At 66.7% G+C, this 16,775-nt stretch carries 14 protein-coding genes and 4 pseudogenes; 13 read left to right on the forward strand and 5 right to left on the reverse strand.

Going from position 1 to position 16,775, the window contains the following annotated elements; all coding sequences use genetic code 11:
- Positions 1 to 572 precede the first annotated feature (572 nt).
- Positions 573 to 1,253 carry a hypothetical protein gene (locus tag J3R08_RS09425; protein WP_209960755.1) on the forward strand — a complete coding sequence of 227 codons (681 nt, stop codon included), beginning with the start codon at positions 573 to 575 and terminating at the stop codon, positions 1,251 to 1,253.
- A gap of 178 nt (positions 1,254 to 1,431) precedes the next feature.
- Here the strand turns inward: J3R08_RS09425 and J3R08_RS09430 are convergent, their stop codons facing one another.
- Positions 1,432 to 2,214 (reverse strand): transposase family protein, encoded by a 783-nt coding sequence (locus J3R08_RS09430; protein ID WP_209960757.1) that lies wholly within the window; start codon positions 2,212 to 2,214, stop codon positions 1,432 to 1,434.
- A 1,373-nt stretch (positions 2,215 to 3,587) separates the two neighbouring features.
- Here J3R08_RS09430 and J3R08_RS09435 point away from each other — a divergent pair.
- The 4 genes and pseudogenes from J3R08_RS09435 (at position 3,588) to J3R08_RS31950 (ending at position 6,331) form a co-directional block, all read left to right on the forward strand.
- Positions 3,588 to 4,367 (forward strand): annotated as a pseudogene (locus tag J3R08_RS09435) (transposase family protein).
- Between the two features lie 161 nt (positions 4,368 to 4,528).
- Positions 4,529 to 5,143: a hypothetical protein gene (locus J3R08_RS09440; protein ID WP_209960759.1), complete on the forward strand. Its 615-nt coding sequence runs from the start codon at positions 4,529 to 4,531 to the stop codon at positions 5,141 to 5,143.
- Between the two features lie 95 nt (positions 5,144 to 5,238).
- A complete protein-coding gene (locus J3R08_RS31945) occupies positions 5,239 to 5,961 on the forward strand; it encodes an IS630 family transposase (protein WP_280841917.1) in 723 nt (240 codons plus the stop codon).
- A gap of 73 nt (positions 5,962 to 6,034) precedes the next feature.
- The gene (locus J3R08_RS31950; protein ID WP_245255139.1) at positions 6,035 to 6,331 is read left to right on the forward strand and encodes a transposase; all 297 of its coding nucleotides are present in this window, start codon (positions 6,035 to 6,037) and stop codon (positions 6,329 to 6,331) included.
- A 762-nt stretch (positions 6,332 to 7,093) separates the two neighbouring features.
- On the opposite strand, the gene J3R08_RS09450 is transcribed toward J3R08_RS31950, so the two are convergent.
- On the reverse strand, positions 7,094 to 7,660 hold the full coding sequence (locus J3R08_RS09450; RefSeq protein WP_374102402.1) for a DinB family protein: 567 nt from the start codon (positions 7,658 to 7,660) through the stop codon (positions 7,094 to 7,096).
- Between the two features lie 155 nt (positions 7,661 to 7,815).
- Between J3R08_RS09450 and J3R08_RS09455 the strand changes: the two genes are divergently transcribed.
- From J3R08_RS09455 to J3R08_RS31960, 6 genes and pseudogenes are all read left to right on the forward strand, one after another.
- Positions 7,816 to 8,598: a transposase family protein gene (locus J3R08_RS09455; protein WP_209960764.1), complete on the forward strand. Its 783-nt coding sequence runs from the start codon at positions 7,816 to 7,818 to the stop codon at positions 8,596 to 8,598.
- Positions 8,599 to 8,840: 242 nt separating this feature from the next.
- The gene (locus tag J3R08_RS09460; protein ID WP_209960766.1) at positions 8,841 to 9,317 is read left to right on the forward strand and encodes a GNAT family N-acetyltransferase; all 477 of its coding nucleotides are present in this window, start codon (positions 8,841 to 8,843) and stop codon (positions 9,315 to 9,317) included.
- A 284-nt stretch (positions 9,318 to 9,601) separates the two neighbouring features.
- The gene (locus J3R08_RS09465; protein WP_209960768.1) at positions 9,602 to 10,252 is read left to right on the forward strand and encodes a hypothetical protein; all 651 of its coding nucleotides are present in this window, start codon (positions 9,602 to 9,604) and stop codon (positions 10,250 to 10,252) included.
- On the forward strand, positions 10,249 to 11,040 hold the full coding sequence (locus tag J3R08_RS09470) for a hypothetical protein (protein WP_209960770.1): 792 nt from the start codon (positions 10,249 to 10,251) through the stop codon (positions 11,038 to 11,040). Before J3R08_RS09465 ends, J3R08_RS09470 begins: the two co-directional genes overlap by 4 nt.
- A gap of 277 nt (positions 11,041 to 11,317) precedes the next feature.
- Positions 11,318 to 11,425, forward strand: a pseudogene (locus J3R08_RS31955) (ATP-dependent DNA ligase); the annotation flags it as partial.
- Positions 11,426 to 11,849: 424 nt separating this feature from the next.
- A pseudogene (locus J3R08_RS31960) lies at positions 11,850 to 12,013 on the forward strand (XRE family transcriptional regulator); the annotation flags it as partial.
- Positions 12,014 to 12,100: 87 nt separating this feature from the next.
- On the opposite strand, the gene J3R08_RS09485 reads toward J3R08_RS31960, so the two are convergent.
- The gene (locus J3R08_RS09485) at positions 12,101 to 12,769 is read right to left on the reverse strand and encodes a 2'-5' RNA ligase family protein (RefSeq protein ID WP_209960773.1); all 669 of its coding nucleotides are present in this window, start codon (positions 12,767 to 12,769) and stop codon (positions 12,101 to 12,103) included.
- 638 nt (positions 12,770 to 13,407) lie between these two features.
- Positions 13,408 to 13,617 (reverse strand): annotated as a pseudogene (locus J3R08_RS32660) (XRE family transcriptional regulator); the annotation flags it as partial.
- 81 nt (positions 13,618 to 13,698) lie between these two features.
- On the opposite strand from J3R08_RS32660, the gene J3R08_RS09495 reads away from it, so the two are divergent.
- On the forward strand, positions 13,699 to 14,457 hold the full coding sequence (locus tag J3R08_RS09495) for an SUMF1/EgtB/PvdO family nonheme iron enzyme (RefSeq protein ID WP_209960775.1): 759 nt from the start codon (positions 13,699 to 13,701) through the stop codon (positions 14,455 to 14,457).
- A gap of 416 nt (positions 14,458 to 14,873) precedes the next feature.
- Here the strand turns inward: J3R08_RS09495 and J3R08_RS09500 are convergent, their stop codons facing one another.
- Positions 14,874 to 15,215 (reverse strand): pentapeptide repeat-containing protein, encoded by a 342-nt coding sequence (locus J3R08_RS09500; protein ID WP_209964106.1) that lies wholly within the window; start codon positions 15,213 to 15,215, stop codon positions 14,874 to 14,876.
- A 619-nt stretch (positions 15,216 to 15,834) separates the two neighbouring features.
- Here J3R08_RS09500 and J3R08_RS09505 point away from each other — a divergent pair.
- Positions 15,835 to 16,215 carry a cyclase gene (locus tag J3R08_RS09505; RefSeq protein ID WP_209960777.1) on the forward strand — a complete coding sequence of 127 codons (381 nt, stop codon included), beginning with the start codon at positions 15,835 to 15,837 and terminating at the stop codon, positions 16,213 to 16,215.
- The last annotated feature ends 560 nt before the right edge of the window (positions 16,216 to 16,775 follow it).

The raw sequence follows: 16,775 nt of genomic DNA on the forward strand, positions 1-16,775 counted from the left end.
AATTTCCGACTACATGGCGACCGCGGTCGCGAGCATCGGCGGCACCGGTGTCGACGTGCGAGGCGGCGAGCTGGACGCCACTGATGCCGCGCGTCGACGGGTACCTGGCCATTGCCCGCTACCTGACCCGACTCGAGGCGGACATCCAGAGCCTGATTGGGTCGAGCGGAGCCCCGCCGGCATCGGTCGCCGGTGAAGGACAAGGAGATCTGGCTCGTCGGCTACGGCGATGCCTGACGGACGCCAACCCGCGAAGGGCGGGTCGCTGCGGCCCGTATCTGCTCGATCGACGTGTCGAACGTAGGTCGCCGCTGCGACAACAGGCGCCACAACCGCACGCCGAACGGTGAATCTCCCACGACGTGCGACCGTACCGTCCGCTGGTCTACGTTGCTGGCGCCTGAAACGGCGAGAACATCCGCTCATGCCGCGAAGAACGCGCGCATCGGCTGCGGCACGGCGGGGACCGTTCGTGCGGCCGCGCGCACCAGTTCGAGCAGTCAGGGGCCGTTTGACCTGGTCCCTCCACAAGCCCCGTCCTGCCCGGAGCGTCGCGCGCTAGTCTGCCGCGCATGATCTACCGCGTCGGGGACGTGCTGCGGATCTCCTGCCCGTTCACGCCGACGGTCGTCACCGGCGTCGACGAGGCGTACGTCAGCGTCCGCTGGCCGTGGTGGGAGATTGACCCGGACGCGGAAGGCGTGCGCTGGAACGGAGAGGTGGCCCTGGGCCGCGCCGATCCGGACGAGCTGTACATGACCGACCCGGCCTCGCCCCGCCTCGCCCCCGGCGATACCTGCCGGGTCGGCATCCCGGCGCGGATCATCCACGTCATCGAGGTTCACGAGTACGAACCACCGCAGGAGACGGGCTGGTTGCCCCGCCCGAGCCTGAGTCTGCTCGTCCTACGCGCCGGTGAGGCTCCGGATGTGGCAGCGGAGTTCCAGGGCACGAGCATCGAGCCCGATGGCGGTGTTCCGTTCACGCTCGAACTGCTCTTCAGGCCGTATGCCTTCCTGGAGGTCGGCGATGATGTTGCCGATGCCGCTGGTCGTGCATGGCGCTTCGATGGCCCGTGGACCTGGACCGCTTATGACGGCGCGGGGGGAGTGCCGGCCTGGCCCCTGGCCCTACTGATCGGCGGGGCGGATCCGGCAGCAGTCGCGGCCGCGACCGCTACCGGTTCGCACGAGGCCGAAGTCACCCGCTGGCGCCGAGCGGCCGGCTTGCAAGACGACGCCCAGTCCCGCTGAGCAGGCCACTACCGTCTACAGACACCAGCGGCCGGCCAGGTGTCCCGATCTGCCGCAATCCGCTGGTCGCGGCTGTCCGCGGCTGCTCCGGAGCGGGAAGGTGCGCCCTTGTAGGTTACTTCGGAGCCCTGAGGGTCTCGTCGTAGGTTTGATCGGGTCGCCTGTCAATGAGCCGTTTTCATCCTGTGTAGCGGTTGGTCTCGGCGCGGTGCAGGACGAGGATGGCCTGCACGATCGCCGTAGCGCGGCGGGGACAGCAACGCAGCTTGGTCAGGATCTTCCAGGTCTTCAGCGTGGCGATGGCTCGTTCGCCGCGGGCGCGGAGCCGGGCATGACCACGGTTGACGGCCCGCTGGCGGCGGGACAGCTTCGGTCGGTAGCGGTGGCGCTTGAACGGCGTGCGCACGCTTCCGCCGGCTCCCTGATAGCCCTTGTCCGCGAAGGTCAGCACGTTTGCGCTGGTCAGCGCGTCGATCAGGCCGTGGGTGCGTGCGGCGGTGAGGTCGTGGACCGCGCCGGGCAGCGCGGCCGACGCCCAGACCAACCGCCCGGCCGGGTCGGCCAGGACCTGCACGTTCGCCCCGTGGCGCTTGTGCTTACCGGAGTAGTAGGGCCGCTGGTCAGCGACCCGGTCGATGGGAATCAGCGTGCCGTCGAGGATCGCGTACGCCAACCGGGCAGCCCGACGCATGGCGGCGGTGAGGTCGTCGGCGCAGGCGGCGAGCAGGTCGACGGCCTCGCGTAGGTACCGCCACACGGTGGCCACCGACACGGCGAAGCCGGCCGCGAGGCGGGTGAGGGTGTCGCCGTTGCGCAGATGGGCCAGGGCCATCAGCGCCTGCTGCTGCGCAGGCAGCCTCCGCCAGCGGCCGTCGAGCGCACGTCGGCGGTCGCGGATCAGCTCGGTCAGGCGGGTCAGGCTGCGCGTGGACAGCGGGATGCTGGCAGGATAGGTCAGCAACGAAGCTCCCGTGCTGGTGCAGTGCGTCTTGGTCGACTGCTGTCCTACCGGGAGCTTCGTCCTATCCGGACAATCGACACGCCGCCCCCGCCTACCTGGTCAACCGCCCTTGATCACGATGAAAAGAGCTCATTGATCTACCCACTGGTCGAGGCTCGGCCGATGTCGCCCCGTGCCATCGACTGCTGGCCGGACGCCGTCGTGGGTCGCCCGCCATTAGGTAGTGCGCCTCGTCTTGCTGACTTCCTGCTGACGTAGCCCCGATCTCGCAAAGATCAAGACTCTTATCGTCTGGCGTCGGTGACCGTCGCCAGCCTGCTCGCCGCGTCGCCCGCCGTCAGCCTCGGGCCGGCTTCGTCGGCGGGCTCGGTTGCACGGATGGCTGCACCGGCCTTCGTCTCGGGCGCAGGACAACGCCGGATTGCTTGCCAACACTACTGACGCAGCGATCAACCGTGCTGATTCTCGGCCGACCGCGTCCGGTTCCGCGCTTCCAACGGCCAAACAGTGGGGCGCCGATCAGACCAAATCAATAGCGTGATCTGCATCACTGGGCGACATAAGGAGCGGAAGCCGCTAGAGCCACCTAAAAAGTGTGGCGACTTTGTCCGTTATGATCAGACATCGCACCTTATCGATATCAAGGGGCAGGGTTGACCTGGGAAAGAGGTTATGCATGCGTCAAATTGACCGTCAAGACTTGTATCACAGCTTGGGATAACAGGGCTGTACAACGTCGCTACGTGACGTTGCTGCGCGGCTAGAACGTCCTGCACGATTGCAAACAACGGCGCGGCACCGACACCCAAAAGCGAGCGGCGCACCGGCTGGACCCGGGCGCCGCTCTCAGCCCACCGTCATCCATCAGCAAGGAGGGCCTCATGGCAAGCGTACCGACAAGTACGCGCACTACAACCACACAACCAACCGCGGAACCAGTACCCATCCGCCTCCGCACGGTCGCCTGCATCGCAGCCTGCGCAGGCATCGCAACCCTCGTCCACCTCGATCCGGGCGCTGTTGCTCCGATCGCTGTAGGCCTCGGGGCCTACCCTGTCGTCAGCAGGCTGATCGGCTCCTGAAACCCTGCTTTCACGGCTCACGCGATTCGCTGGCGAGTAAGGCCCTTGCGAAGTAGCTCACTTGGTAAGAGCGACTGAAAATCGGTTCGACCCCGCCCCTGGCCACATAGCCTTTCGCCGGGCTACAAAGATCCCCACCAGCGGAAACGTCGGTGGGGATCTTGCTGAGCCGTATTCAACCTGAACTTGCAGCTCAGGGCAGGCACGGCGAACCCGGAGATCGATGAAGGCGAGGCTCCAGGTAAGACAGCAGTCGACCAAGATCCGATGCCCCGACCGGGAGCCTCGCCTGTGCTGTCTTACCCCTCCACGATCCCGCTGTACAGCCGCGCGCTGAACCACCTCGCCGACTGCATCCGAGCGCACCGTAACCAGCATCGATCCCGGTGGCGGCGCCTCACGCCAGGCCCAGGCGCTACTCGCCTTGGCCCACCTGCGCAACGGTGACACCTACACCCGGCTCGCCGCCGGATTCGCCGTCGGTGTCACCACCGCCTGGCGCTACGTGCAGGAAGTGATCGCCCTACTCGCCGCGGTGGCCGAGGACCTGACCGCGGCGATGCGGCGCATCCGACGCCTGGCGTACGCGATCCTGGACGGCACGCTGATCCCGATCGACCGGATCGCCGACCAGAGGCCTTACTACTCCGGCAAGCACAAGCGCCATGGCGTGAACGTGCAGGTCATCGCCGACGCCGCCGGCCGGCTCGTCTGGGCCTCACCGGCACTACCGGGATCGGCGCACGACCTCACCGCCGCCCGCAGCCACGGCATCATCGACGCGCTTACCAGCTCAGACGTGATGACCTTCGCCGACAGGGGCTACCAGGGCGCTCGGGGCAGCGTGCGCACCCCGTTCAAACGGCGCCGCTTCCGACCGAAGCTGTCGCGCCGACAGAAGGCGGTCAACCGGGCGCACGCGAGAATCCGCGCTCGTGGCGAACGAGCCATCGCCACGCTCAAGACCTGGAAGATCCTGCCAAGCTGCGCTGCTGCCCGCACCGCGCCACCGCGATCGTGCAGGCCATCCTCGTCCTGCACCACGTCGAAGCCAACTGCTACACAGGATGAAAAGGGCTCGCTGTTTGTGCGTCAGCCGCGCTCGTCGCCGTTGGCCGTGATTTACCGCACCTAGCCCGTGATCACCGCCGTTCGTCGCACGTTCGCTGCACGCCCCCTCCGCTCACTGGCAGGCAGCTTGCGGCGTGTGCCGATCGCTTACCGTCGGTCCCATGCTTCTTGCCGCTGCGTCAGATCCATCGGGACAGCCACTCTGGCAAGTGTTCGCCGTGGCCTCCATCCCCGGCCTCGCCGCCGTGATCGCGGCGATCGTTGCCGGCCTGTACGCCCGGACACTGAAGACGAGCGACAACAAGGCGCAACGGATCCGGGATCTTGAGTCCCGAATTTCGGACCGCAAGTACGAAATCTACAAGCCGATGATCGAGACGATCGCCAAGATGCTGGACAGGCGGAGGGTTGCAGAACTGGAGGACGACCTTCCCGAGCGTCTCCAGCACTTCGCGGCTTGGGCAAGCATCTACGTCTCCGACGAGGCGCTCCGAGCGTTCCGGAACTTCATGCAAGCGTCTTACACTAACGCGCCCGCTCCGGTCTTCCTGCGGCTGTACGCGGAGTTCGTGTTAGCTGCCCGCCAAGACATGGGCCTTCCAGAGACCGCGATAACGCCCGAAGATCTTCTTGGTATTCGGGTAAACGACCTGTACGCGCCTGGCGGCCTGCTCTGGGTGGTTCGCGAACCGTTCGATGAGGTATGCCGCCTCACCAACTGGACGCCGCCCTGGGCCGTGAGCCAGCAGGGTCAGCGCCCCTTGCCCACCTCCTAGGGTGCCGCGTCTTTGAACGTTGATCGTGTAATCCGTCGGCTTTGAGGGTGTGTCGGGCAGGCTGTCTCCCAGCGCTTGATGGGAGGTGGTGCCGGGTGGGTCGACGCCCGGAAGTGTTCGTCCGGCAGGTGTCGATGGCTGAGGGGCAGCGGTTGCAGCGGATCAGCCGAACGGCGAAGGACCCGGTGAAGCTACGCCGGGCGATCGTGGTGCTGATGTCCGCCCAGGGGCAGCCGGCCCCGGATATCGCTCACCCGCTCAAGAGCAGTGAGGACTACGTCCGCGACGTGATCCACGCGTTCAACGAGCGGGGGTTTGACGCGCTGGACCCAAAATGGAGCGGGGGCGCACCGAGACGGATCGATGAGCAGACCCGCGACTGGATCTGCGTCATCGCCCGGTGCGACCCCCGTTTCCTCGGCAAACCGTTCTCCTGCTGGTCGCTTGCCAAGCTGCGCGACTACCTGATCGACGTCGGCTACGTGAGCACCATCAGCGTGGAGACGATCCGTCGGGTCCTGCGCGAGCGTGGGGTCTCCTGGCAGGCCACCAAGACGTGGAAGGCCAGCACCGACCCGGACTTCACGTCGAAGATGCGCCGGATCCTGGACCTCTACGACGACCCTCCCGCCGACGGTCGGGTCCTGTGTGTGGACGAGTTCGGGCCGCTGAACCTGCAACCCCGCCCCGGCCACGCCTGGCGCCCGCAGGGCCAGCCCGTGCGGCTGCGGGCCACCTACACCCGTGACCAGGGAGTACGGCACATGATCGCCGCCCTCGATTTGGCCACCGGGCCGCCTGCACTACCGCATCCGTGACCGCAAACGCTGGCGCGAATTCCTGTCCTTCCTCAAGACCCTGCGCCGCCGCTGGCCCGACCAGCGGCTCCACCTGATCGTGGACAACTTCTCCCCGCACAAGCACCCCGAGGTCCGCGCCTGGTGCGCGGCCATCCAGGTCGACCTGGTGTTCCTACCGACCTACGCGTCCTGGCTCAACTGGATCGAGGCCGAGTTCGCCGCCGTGCGGTACTTCGCTCTCAACGGCACCGACCACCGCAGCCACGCCGAACAGGACACCGCCATCGGCGACTACATCCGCTGGCGCAACCAACGCGCCCGACCGAAAACCGGATTCGCCACCGGATCCAAGATCCGCCACCCGGATTACCCGTTCAAGGCTGCATGACGAGGCACTAGTCGATGTGTAAACCATGCGCTGAGACGGGTCGGCCAAGCATGTGATGGGACTAGACAATCGGCACGGAAGCGAAGGGCAAAGCGGAGGTCATCGACCGCCCATTGCTACGTAGCCGCAGCTCCGTAGCCGCTGCCCACAGCGCATCAGGGCCTGCGACGATTCTGAAGCGGAGGGAACTGGCGTCGGCGAGACGGCCGAGCCGACCCGCTGGCATGACTCCAGATGCGGCTTACGCCTTGGCGAAGAGTTCGCTGACCATCTGCTGACGCCGCTGCTGTACGCAAGCAGAAAGGCCACCTCCCGAAGCCGGGAAGTGGCCTTTGACCTGCGTGGGCGATACTGGGATCGAACCAGTGACCTCTTCGGTGTGAAGCAGGACGCCGCACGGACTTTGACCTGGGGAAACGCGAAGCCCCAGGCAGGGGTGGGTGCAGTTGGGTGCGATCAAATGCCGTTCGGTGTGGTTCAGCGCCGTTCAGGGCACCCTGTTGCTCCCAACGTGCTCCCCCGATCACGGGCCCGCGACCGGGTTGATGCCTCCAGGCTGTGCCGGACCGTCCTGCACGTCGTTCGTCAGACTGTGGCCGCTTGCTCAAGCCGTCCTAGTGACGCCAACGCCCGCTCAGCAACCGTTAGGCCTCAGCTGCTCCCGATCCGCTCCCACGGCGCGCTTGTCGACCCGACAAGCTCAGACATGCCGCGCCTAATCAGCGGCATGAGCGTGCACCAGATTGGAACGACCACGGGACGTCAGAGGTGACCTCCGCTGCCTTTCCATAGATAGAGGTCCCGCAGCAGCGATATCTCGGCGCCGTGGTGAATGACCTCGCGGTGTACGTGCAGGACGAGCTTCGCCATCGGTGCATCCGCGTACTCCGGCGGTGAGATGGCGCCTTGGGGCTGAGCTAATCCGGCTGTGCCGAGGTGGCGGACATCGCGGATCCACGCATCGTGCCCGTCGTCGAGCTGTCGCAGTGCTGCCTCGGCGGTGCCCGGGTAGGCGACGGCCCGGTGACGAGCAAGCGAGCCGTCGAAGTGGGGTGCGGTCGGTGGCCCGAACACGTCAATGAGGTGCGCCAGCCGCCAGGCGATCGTGGTGACCGGCGCCCGGTCGTGTGGCGTGCTGGCGTAGTCCAAGGTGAATTCGCCTACGCCGATCGAGATCGGCGCAGAACTCTGGCCGCGTCGGCTGAGGGTCCAGGAGCCCGGGACCGGCTGCCAGAAATACTCGTCATCGGTCAGCCCGTCCAGCCGTGGCCGAAGCTGATGCCGCCAGTGCCACTCAAGTTGGTCGACCAGCTCTGCGTTCCAGTCCACATCCACGGCGCGACAGTAGAGATTGAGCTCTTTTCATCGTGATCAAGGGCGGTTGACCAGGTAGGCGGGGGCGGCGTGTCGATTGTCCGGATAGGACGAAGCTCCCGGTAGGACAGCAGTCGACCAAGACGCACTGCACCAGCACGGGAGCTTCGTTGCTGACCTATCCTGCCAGCATCCCGCTGTCCACGCGCAGCCTGACCCGCCTGACCGAGCTGATCCGCGACCGCCGACGTGCGCTCGACGGCCGCTGGCGGAGGCTGCCTGCGCAGCAGCAGGCGCTGATGGCCCTGGCCCATCTGCGCAACGGCGACACCCTCACCCGCCTCGCGGCCGGCTTCGCCGTGTCGGTGGCCACCGTGTGGCGGTACCTACGCGAGGCCGTCGACCTGCTCGCCGCCTGCGCCGACGACCTCACCGCCGCCATGCGTCGGGCTGCCCGGTTGGCGTACGCGATCCTCGACGGCACGCTGATTCCCATCGACCGGGTCGCTGACCAGCGGCCCTACTACTCCGGTAAGCACAAGCGCCACGGGGCGAACGTGCAGGTCCTGGCCGACCCGGCCGGGCGGTTGGTCTGGGCGTCGGCCGCGCTGCCCGGCGCGGTCCACGACCTCACCGCCGCACGCACCCACGGCCTGATCGACGCGCTGACCAGCGCAAACGTGCTGACCTTCGCGGACAAGGGCTATCAGGGAGCCGGCGGAAGCGTGCGCACGCCGTTCAAGCGCCACCGCTACCGACCGAAGCTGTCCCGCCGCCAGCGGGCCGTCAACCGTGGTCATGCCCGGCTCCGCGCCCGCGGCGAACGAGCCATCGCCACGCTGAAGACCTGGAAGATCCTGACCAAGCTGCGTTGCTGTCCCCGCCGCGCTACGGCGATCGTGCAGGCCATCCTCGTCCTGCACCGCGTCGAGACCAGCCGCTACTCAGGATGAAAACGGCTCAATGTTCACGCCGAAGAGGTCACTGGTTCGATCCCAATATCGCCCACCATTGAACGTGATCATGCAGTCGACCTGTGCGTTGCGGTTCGCATGGTAGTCGTAGCGGTCATTATATAGAGGCAAGACTCTATTGCCTGGTATCGGCGGCGGCGACGCAACTGTCCTGACCCGCGGCCGCCGAGCGTCGCTTCGTGTGTTGAGCTGGGAGGGTGGATACCCTTCGCATCGAGTTCTTGGAGGAGGTCGATCGTCCGGCGATGTGTCGGATGCTCGAGGACTCGGGCGATGTAGCGCCCGACGTGCTGTTGCGCCACAGGCGTCCGAGCAGCCTCTACACGACGTTCGTGGCAGTGCATGGTGGCGCGATCGAGGGGATGCTGACCGGATCGTTTGATTCCAACGTCGCTGAGAGCGGGGCGTTCGAGTCGTACGAGTTGCCAGTCGCACCGCACGCCTTCCTTGATCGGATTCACGTGCACTCGGCGGTGCGGCACGCGGGTGTCGGCAGTGCCTTGATCTCGGCGTACGCAGCAGAAGCGGTCGAGCGTGGCTGCACCTTCGTTGCGAGCACGATTGACGTCTCATCGGATCCGACGGCGAGAATCATGTTCTTCAGGCAGTGCGGCTTCCGCGTCGTCGGCCAGGAGAACTTCGGTGCTCGGCCGGCCGATATTCTCGGTGGGACGCCTGGACGCAGGCGTCCTGTCTAGGACCGCCTAGTCCTGAGGCAGGCGACTTCGACGGCGGCCTCCGCGGTGACGGCGGCGAGCTGCCCCAGGATGTCCTGGCCGCCGCTGTTGGTGCGGCTGCCGATGAAGTGGCAGCAGTACGACGGCGCGGACGCCGGTGACTGCGATAGCAGGGTTGGGAGTCGTTTGAGCCGGCGGGCCTACTCGACGGCGACGTGCGAGACCCCCGGCTCGGTGGGCATGCGCAGTGCTGCAGGCACCCGACCGATGCTGCAGCCCGTGGACGACGCAATATGCTGCTGCCGGTGGACGACGATGGCGACCTCACACGTTGGGTAACGGCGTGGGCTCAGCGCTACCCCGCTCAGTACGACAAGGTGCTTGCTCCGCTTCATGGAGCGACAGTTCTCGATCGCTCTGCATTGCTCATGGTCATCGACTGGAAGTTCGGCAACATGGCCCATCGCCGGGCACGAGCTCGGGCAGGTCTCGCCCAGGAACGGGACCAAGCCATCCTGGACGTCACCGCTGCCGCCCGCGCATGCGTTGACGACGGCGCAGCGATGAGCGTGATACAAGCGATCAGCCGGGTCGGCCCCGCCCTCGGCAGCGCACTCCTGATGACGATGGACCCGCTCCGATGGACTGTGCTCGACGTGCGTGCTGTTAAGTCCATCAGGGCCATCGGCCACAACGACGTGCCGCCGGGGTCCCAGGACCGGTTGACTTGGCTGCCTTACTTGTTCGCGTGCCGCGCCGTCAGCGACCGAACCGGCAAGTCCCTCCGCGACGTTGACCGAGCGCTGTATCAGGCCAACGGCGACCCCGACCTCCCACGGGACGAAACAGCGTCGGCTAGGGGCCGCGACCAGCTGCCCGAGGTTACGGACGTGGACGAACCTCGCCGGACACAGCGCGCAGAGCTTACAAGCGAAGGGTCGAGGCCGGGCCGGTGAGTGCGATCTCCATCCAGGACTCCGGCACTCGCCGCGGCCAAGGCCGCGCTGCGGTCGATGCCGGATCATTGATCCAGGTCGGTAACCTGCTGTCGGTGGAGCCGAAACGAAAGTCATGGCTGCCCTGGCTGCTGGCCGTCTTCGCTGTATGCTTGCTCACCGCCCTTTCGGTCATCGCCGTTCGCCTTTCGGTGACGTACGAGCCACCGCCCGGCACGGAGCCGCCAAAGATAACCGACTGGATGCAGGGGTGGGGAAGCTTGGCCGGCGTGCTGGCTGGCGCTGTGGCAGCGGTGGCGGCAGGTTGGTTGCTGGTGCACGAGCGGCAGCAAGCCAGGGATGCTCGCGTCGAGGCTGAGCGGGTCGGAGCCCGCGCGGTCCAATACTCATCTCTGTTCGGGACGATGTGGCGCAGTCCGAGTGGAGGCGCGCGCCTCTCGATTGACTTCCAGGTGACCAACTACGGCCCACAGCCAGCGCGTCGTGTCATGGCGGTGGCTCGGTGCCCCCGCGCGCGCAACGTCTGGGTGATTTTCGTGGCGGAGATCCTTGAACCGCACGATAGCTGCGGGGGGTCACGGATTTTCGAACTGCCCGACGCGCTGCTTCCGCCTACACCGCTGACCCGCATGGGGATCGACAACTTCCTGCCGGACATCTCCCTTACGTTGCGCTTTTTCGATTTCAACGGCCGGGAATGGCAGCGGACAGACAACGGCGATCCAGTGCGAGCGCGAGAGCCTCTCCCTCAAGGGGAGCCGGCGGCGGAGTACGAGGACCAGCCTTGAACTGCGCGGCCAAGCCGCCGAGCTCCGCTTCACCACCGCTGCCCCGCGTCGCCCTAGCGTACAACCGATGCCCCATCCCTTGTGCGACCGCTCACCGACATGTCCGGACACTCCGAGGGCTGGCTGCTGGCTGGTCCTCCGCAGCGCGAGGATCGAGGCGTGGCCGTCGAAGCAGCGTCGCGCGTGACGCTAATGCGACCCTGTGCGGTCACCCACACCAACGACATGGAGCAGCGGCATCTGACGCTACAAGCTGGCCTTCCGTACCGCGGACCGCGTGTACGTCCAGTCCCGCGCTGGCCACAACCTCACCACGTACTTCCCGGTCATCACCCGAGCCATCCGTGCTGCCGTGCCGCCGAGGGTGGTCCTGGACGGCGAGCTGGTCGTCTGGGAGTGGGAACGCACGAACTTCGCGCTGCTGCTGATCATGACTCGCCGGAACCCAGCCCACTACGTCGTCTTTCGACCTGCTCAGCGCGCCGCCCGGGTTGCCGCTGCTCGACGCCCCGCTGATACAGCGGCGGGCCCTGCTGGTCGACCTTCTCGCCGGTGCACCATCCCCGATCACGTTGTCCCGCAGACCACAGACATCGGTAAGGCACCGATGGTTGACCGAATCCGGCGACGGCCTCATGCCCTCACCCTCGGCGAGGTCCGACGTCTCCTGGCACACCTGATCACCGCCGCCCGACCGTTCGACCACATCCATCAATGGTCACGTTGGCGACGCCGACACCAGTACCGCGCCAGGAGGGCCCACTACCAGCGAAGACTCCGACTCCATCAGGCTCGGCTGGAGTACTACCCTGTCCGACCGGCCCTCGCTCGGCCGCGTCCAAGCCCTCATTGCCCGGCGCGCAACGTCGCGGCGGGGCGCGGCGACCAAGCCGGCGCGATCGCGTTTGACACCGAAGCGCGGCGAGTCTTCGATCACGTCGCGTCGCCGGACGGCGAGGCTCAGAAGGAGGCCGATCGGGCACAGCCCGGCAGGGGGCTCGTCAGGGGCAGACCGGCGGATAGTAGGCCGAGGACGATAGTCACGACTTGGTCAGTCAGGTCACTGTCCGGTGAGGGGCGCGGCAGCCACGGTTGCCCACTGGTAGGTGCGGTGTTCTCGGCGCAGCGCGATCAGCGTTGCCTGTCGGATGGTAACCCGGGCGGGTTGCTGGTGGCGGAGGTCGTTGAGGCGGTCGCGGATCGGTTCGGCCGGTGCTTGTGAGCCGCTGTAGGCGATCGTGACGTGGGGGCGGAAACCTTCGGCGGCCTCCGGCACGGTCTGCCATACCGCGCCGATGGCCTCGCGGATGGTGGTGCGGAGTTGTTCGACGCGGTGCCAGGGACGCACGAGTAAGCCGACTCCTTCCGCGTCGGGGTCGACCGGGCAAAGTGATAGCTCCAGAGGCGGCAGTTTGGTGCAGCGTTGCTGGGTTTCGGCGACGATCGCCTCGATGTCGCTGTTGTTGACCTCGTCGGTGAAGCCGAGCCCTTGCATGGTCAGGTGCAGCCCGTCGAGCGGCACCAAGTCTAGTCCGGGCAAAGTGAGTTGGCGTTGCAGGTCGGTGACGAGGCGATGGAGTTCAGGCTGACGTTCGAAGGTGAGGTGCCATGTGTAAAACTGACGGCCGGCTCGCCAGCCCGGGCGCCAGTACCAGTGGTTGGTGAGTTCGGGCAGGTTCTGGTAGGCGGTCCAACGCTCGTGCAGGTTGGCCAGCTCCCGGCTGTTCATGGCAGCGATGGTAGAGCGGGCCGGGCGGCGGTACCGACCTGTGTGCGGTCGACGAGCATGTCGGCGACGTGCCGCAACGCCGGGTGATGGGCGAACGGCTGGGCGGTTGTGAGGAACTGGCGGGTTCGTTGATGGACCGACTCGAAGCGCTGGTCCGCGGTGAGGGCGAGCGCTTCCTCTGCCAGCACGGCGGCCTGCTCCGGATCGGGGTCGCTGGCGTGCAGGTGTGCAGTGGCCAGGTCTAGGCGGCTTAGTGCTCGCGGGCCGGCGAGCTCTGCGGTGTCGAATGCCGTGATGGCGATGGCGAGGTGACTGGTGACCCCTGCGGTGCGGCCGAGCGCCAGGTAGGCGGTCGCCGCATTGGCCGCAGTCCTTGCCTGGCAGTACGGCCCGAGGGCAAGACTCGCGCTGACCTCCGAGCTGGCCGGGCGGTCGGACAGCATGGTGAATGCGCGGTCCACGGCGCGGTCGACGCCGTACCGGTCACCGAGGCGGGCGAGTGCCCGGGCCTGCCCGTTGATCGTTAGTCGGATGCGGTGTTCGCCGGTGCCGCTGCGCTGCAGACCGTCCTGGGCGTAGGCCAGCGCATCGTGATAGTCGCCGGTGTAGAAAGCGATCAGGCTTTGCGTGGCCCGCGTCCAGGCTTGCACCTCGGGCTGCTGGGCGGCCTCCGCGAGGTCGAACGCTTCGGCGGCGTAGGCGTGCGCCAAGCCGAACACGCCGAGGTCCAAGGCGAGCGCGCCGAGAAGTCCGGACAGGTGGGCGGCGACAGTGTAGAGCCGAGCACGTTGCGGTGGATGTTGCCTGCCTGCCATGAGTTGGTCGACGTAGACGCGTAGCGGTCGCATGTCCGGTCGATGCGGCATGCCTGCTCGTACTCATCCGAGGCCGTGTGGTTGGTGGCGCCTGGGCTGCTAGCGTTCGGCGTCGTGTGGACCGAAGAGATCGTGGCCGGGCGGCCGGCCTGGCGGCATGTCCCGTCCGGCGTGGTCTTTCGGGCGGTGCCGGGCGGGACCTTTCGCATGGGTCTGTCCGAGGCGGAACTGGCGGCGGTGCGTGCGATCGAGCGCAGTGGGGGAGTAGAGGACACTCTTGAGTCGTTCTTCGCCGATGCCGGGGACGCCCAGCCGGTACGTGAGGTGCGGGTCGAACCGTTCCTGATTGCTCGGCACCCGTTGACGGTCGCGCAGGTCCAGCACTGGTTGCCCGAGTACGAGGACGACTACGCCAACGCGGACTCCGGCACGGCCCGGCTCGAGGGCGACCTGGACGAGCTGCTCGACGCGCTGCCGTTCCGGCTGCCCAGCGAGGCCGAGTGGGAGTACGCAGCCCGAGCCGGCACCACCACCTTGACCTTCCGCGGCGACGAGAAACCCGGCGAGGACCAACTGCTCGACGACTTTGGCGATGAGCGGCGGACAGCCGCCGCTGAGAACGCGTTCGGGCTGGCCGCGATGGGCTCGGCAGCCGAGATCTGCGCCGACGTGTGGATTCCCGATTTCGTGGGCGCCCCGGCGGATGCCCGCCCACGTACCGGTGACGGGCCCAGGGCCGTACGCGGCGGTGCCGCCGACCTCTACCCATGGCAGGGCTGCGACGAATGGCTGCTGCTGCTCGCCGCCACCCGGTATGAGCACGATCAGTTCACCGCGGTCCGCCCGGTCGCACCACTGCCATCCCGGAATTAGCCAGAGCCGCCGGACGAGACGGATACGCCGCAACGTTGCAGTTGAACTGGTTCGTGGCCCGGCCCGACTCCAGTCGCCGGGACGATCCTGCATCGCCGAGGCGCGCTAAATCTGCCATGGCGGAGCTGGTAGAGATTCGCAGGTGCGACCGCACCTACCGCTGTTAGCCTCCGTCTTTCGCTAGTTGTTGATCGAAGCGGTGGCCCAGGGCAGCTGCTCTGTCCGGTGGACCGCCAGGACGTGCGGGCATGCTGATTGGCCGGCGGTGCCCGACGTGGCGCAGGACGGCCCGGTCACCGGCGTGGTAAGCGGCGTCCTCCAGTGCGGCGCTCGTCGCGGCTGGGGCGGGTGCAGGTGACTAGCTGGGGTAGCGCGGACAGGCGGGTGAACGCGGTGCCAGGTCGGTTGGTCCAACGTCAGCCGGACGTATCCGCGGATTGCGAGAGATCGTGCGTCCACCCGATGACGCGCTCGGCGGTGACGCCTCGAAGGTTGGCTCCGTTCCACCGTGCCCCGGTGACGTCTGTGCGTCCGTACTCCGGATCGTGCGTCATGACGTAGCTGAAACGGGCGTAGGACAGGTCGGTGTCGCGCAGGTCGGCGTCGCGCAGATCGCAGCCGGCGAAGCTGGCACCGCGAAGGGACGCGCCTCGAAGGTCGGTGCCACGGAAGTCACACAACGTGAACGAGTGCCTATCGAGGGTGCGGTGCCGAAGATCGCGACCCGCGAACGATTGCCTCGTCGCGCCGGGCGGCATGCTCACCCGCGAACCGTAGCGTGGTCGCCCGTCGCCGAACCAGCGGTTTCTGTCCACTCACTTGCGGGGCATGCCGTAGTGCACGACCGCCGCTTCGCCCGCACGTCGTGACGCGCGGGCGTCGACCGAGCTTGACCGTTAGTCGTAGAGATCAGGTCGCCATAGAGTCTCTTCTCTGCGATCCACCTCCGGCGGAGCCTGCAGCAACGGATGATCTCGTAGCCGGCAGGATCGCTTCCGGGCCAGACGGTGCCGCAATCGCTGGATGCTTTCAGGGACGCGGATACAGACCCAGAGCAGGGCCAGTGATGCTGCAAGGTTGAGCAAGCCGATGCATATGAGGCTGCCAAGCGGACTCATCGGCGGCTCCTCGATGACAGCGGGACGGAGAATCGGCAAGCAGGCACGAGCATGATCGATCGTGTCACGGCATCGATGCTGAGTGACTATCTGGGTGACCACGGGTACGAGCGGTGGTGGACGTCTACGGATGCCAGTGGGAAGGCTTCGCAGCCTGAACGAACCGGGCAATGCAGGTCAGCGAGCCGTGTTGATTACCTGGCGGCCAAGTGCTCAATCTGCTGCGCTCGTGGCGCGGCCAGGGGCCTACGGCGGCTGAATGCCGCGCATCGAGCTGACTACGGTCGTTCAGGCAGTCCCGGAAACCGTCTTTGACGTTTGCCTCGATGTCGACATGCACACCGAGTCCATGGGAAGTAGTGCCGAACGGGCAGTCGGCGGTATAGCGACCGGCCGGTTGAAGGCCGGCGATGCCGTCACGTTGGAGGCCAGGCACTTCGGCCGATGGCACCACGAGCACAGCTTCAGGCCGAACCCGGCTGACTCCTCGGCAACCCTCATGCGCGACGTCATCGACTTCACTGCGCCGATGGGACCGGTTGGTGGTCTCGTGGCCAGCGTCATCCTGCGTCCGTACCTGCAACGCCTCATCGCACGCCGCAACAGCTATCTTGCGCGGGATGATCATGGCCGCGGCTGATTGGAGCATCGGGCGTATGTCCTGGTAGGGGACCGGCGTCCGGGCGGGCGCAACCGCCTTCCTCAACCGCGTGTGTGAGCTGGCGGGAGCTGTGACGGGCTGCTCTACTGGGTGACATGCATGCCCGCCTCCTTCTGTGCGTCATGCTGGCGGCCGCAGGCGTGATGGTGGCGGGACCGGGCTCCTGGTAGCCATGAGATACATCGACCAGCCAGGACCGTTCAATGAGTTCATTTTTGGCGCGGTGGGCGGGGGTATGTCTAGGGCAGGTATCCGCCGATGGAGGAAGCGCCACCACCTGGGCGCGGGCACACGCAGGGCGCAGAACAGCGTGAAAAGGTCGGCAATCAGCCACCAATGACGTCGAGCTGAGATGCGACGTGACCAGCACGCTGTAGAGCTGACGCAGGTCGCGAGGTGGCCGGTCTGAGTTCCGCTTCAACGTCGGAAGCCCATGACGGCGGATTTCGAGCGAGTTTTCAGCGGTCTGCCGCACGGACTTACCCGATGACGTGATCATGCCACGCAGGCGCTCTCATGCCGCAGACAGCCGGCGTCGA

Source organism: Micromonospora sp. HB375, assembly GCF_017872985.1.
Classification (GTDB): domain Bacteria; phylum Actinomycetota; class Actinomycetes; order Mycobacteriales; family Micromonosporaceae; genus Micromonospora; species Micromonospora chalcea.

Bases quoted from the DNA above. Each gene is read 5' to 3' on its own strand.
- J3R08_RS09425 (WP_209960755.1), top strand. From the start codon at position 573: ATGATCTACCGCGTCGGGGACGTGCTGCGGATCTCCTGCCCGTTCACG.
- J3R08_RS09440 (WP_209960759.1), top strand. From the start codon at position 4,529: ATGCTTCTTGCCGCTGCGTCAGATCCATCGGGACAGCCACTCTGGCAA.
- J3R08_RS09485 (WP_209960773.1), bottom strand. From the start codon at position 12,769: ATGAACAGCCGGGAGCTGGCCAACCTGCACGAGCGTTGGACCGCCTAC.
- J3R08_RS09500 (WP_209964106.1), bottom strand. From the start codon at position 15,215: ATGCCGCCCGGCGCGACGAGGCAATCGTTCGCGGGTCGCGATCTTCGG.
- J3R08_RS09505 (WP_209960777.1), top strand. From the start codon at position 15,835: ATGCCGCGCATCGAGCTGACTACGGTCGTTCAGGCAGTCCCGGAAACC.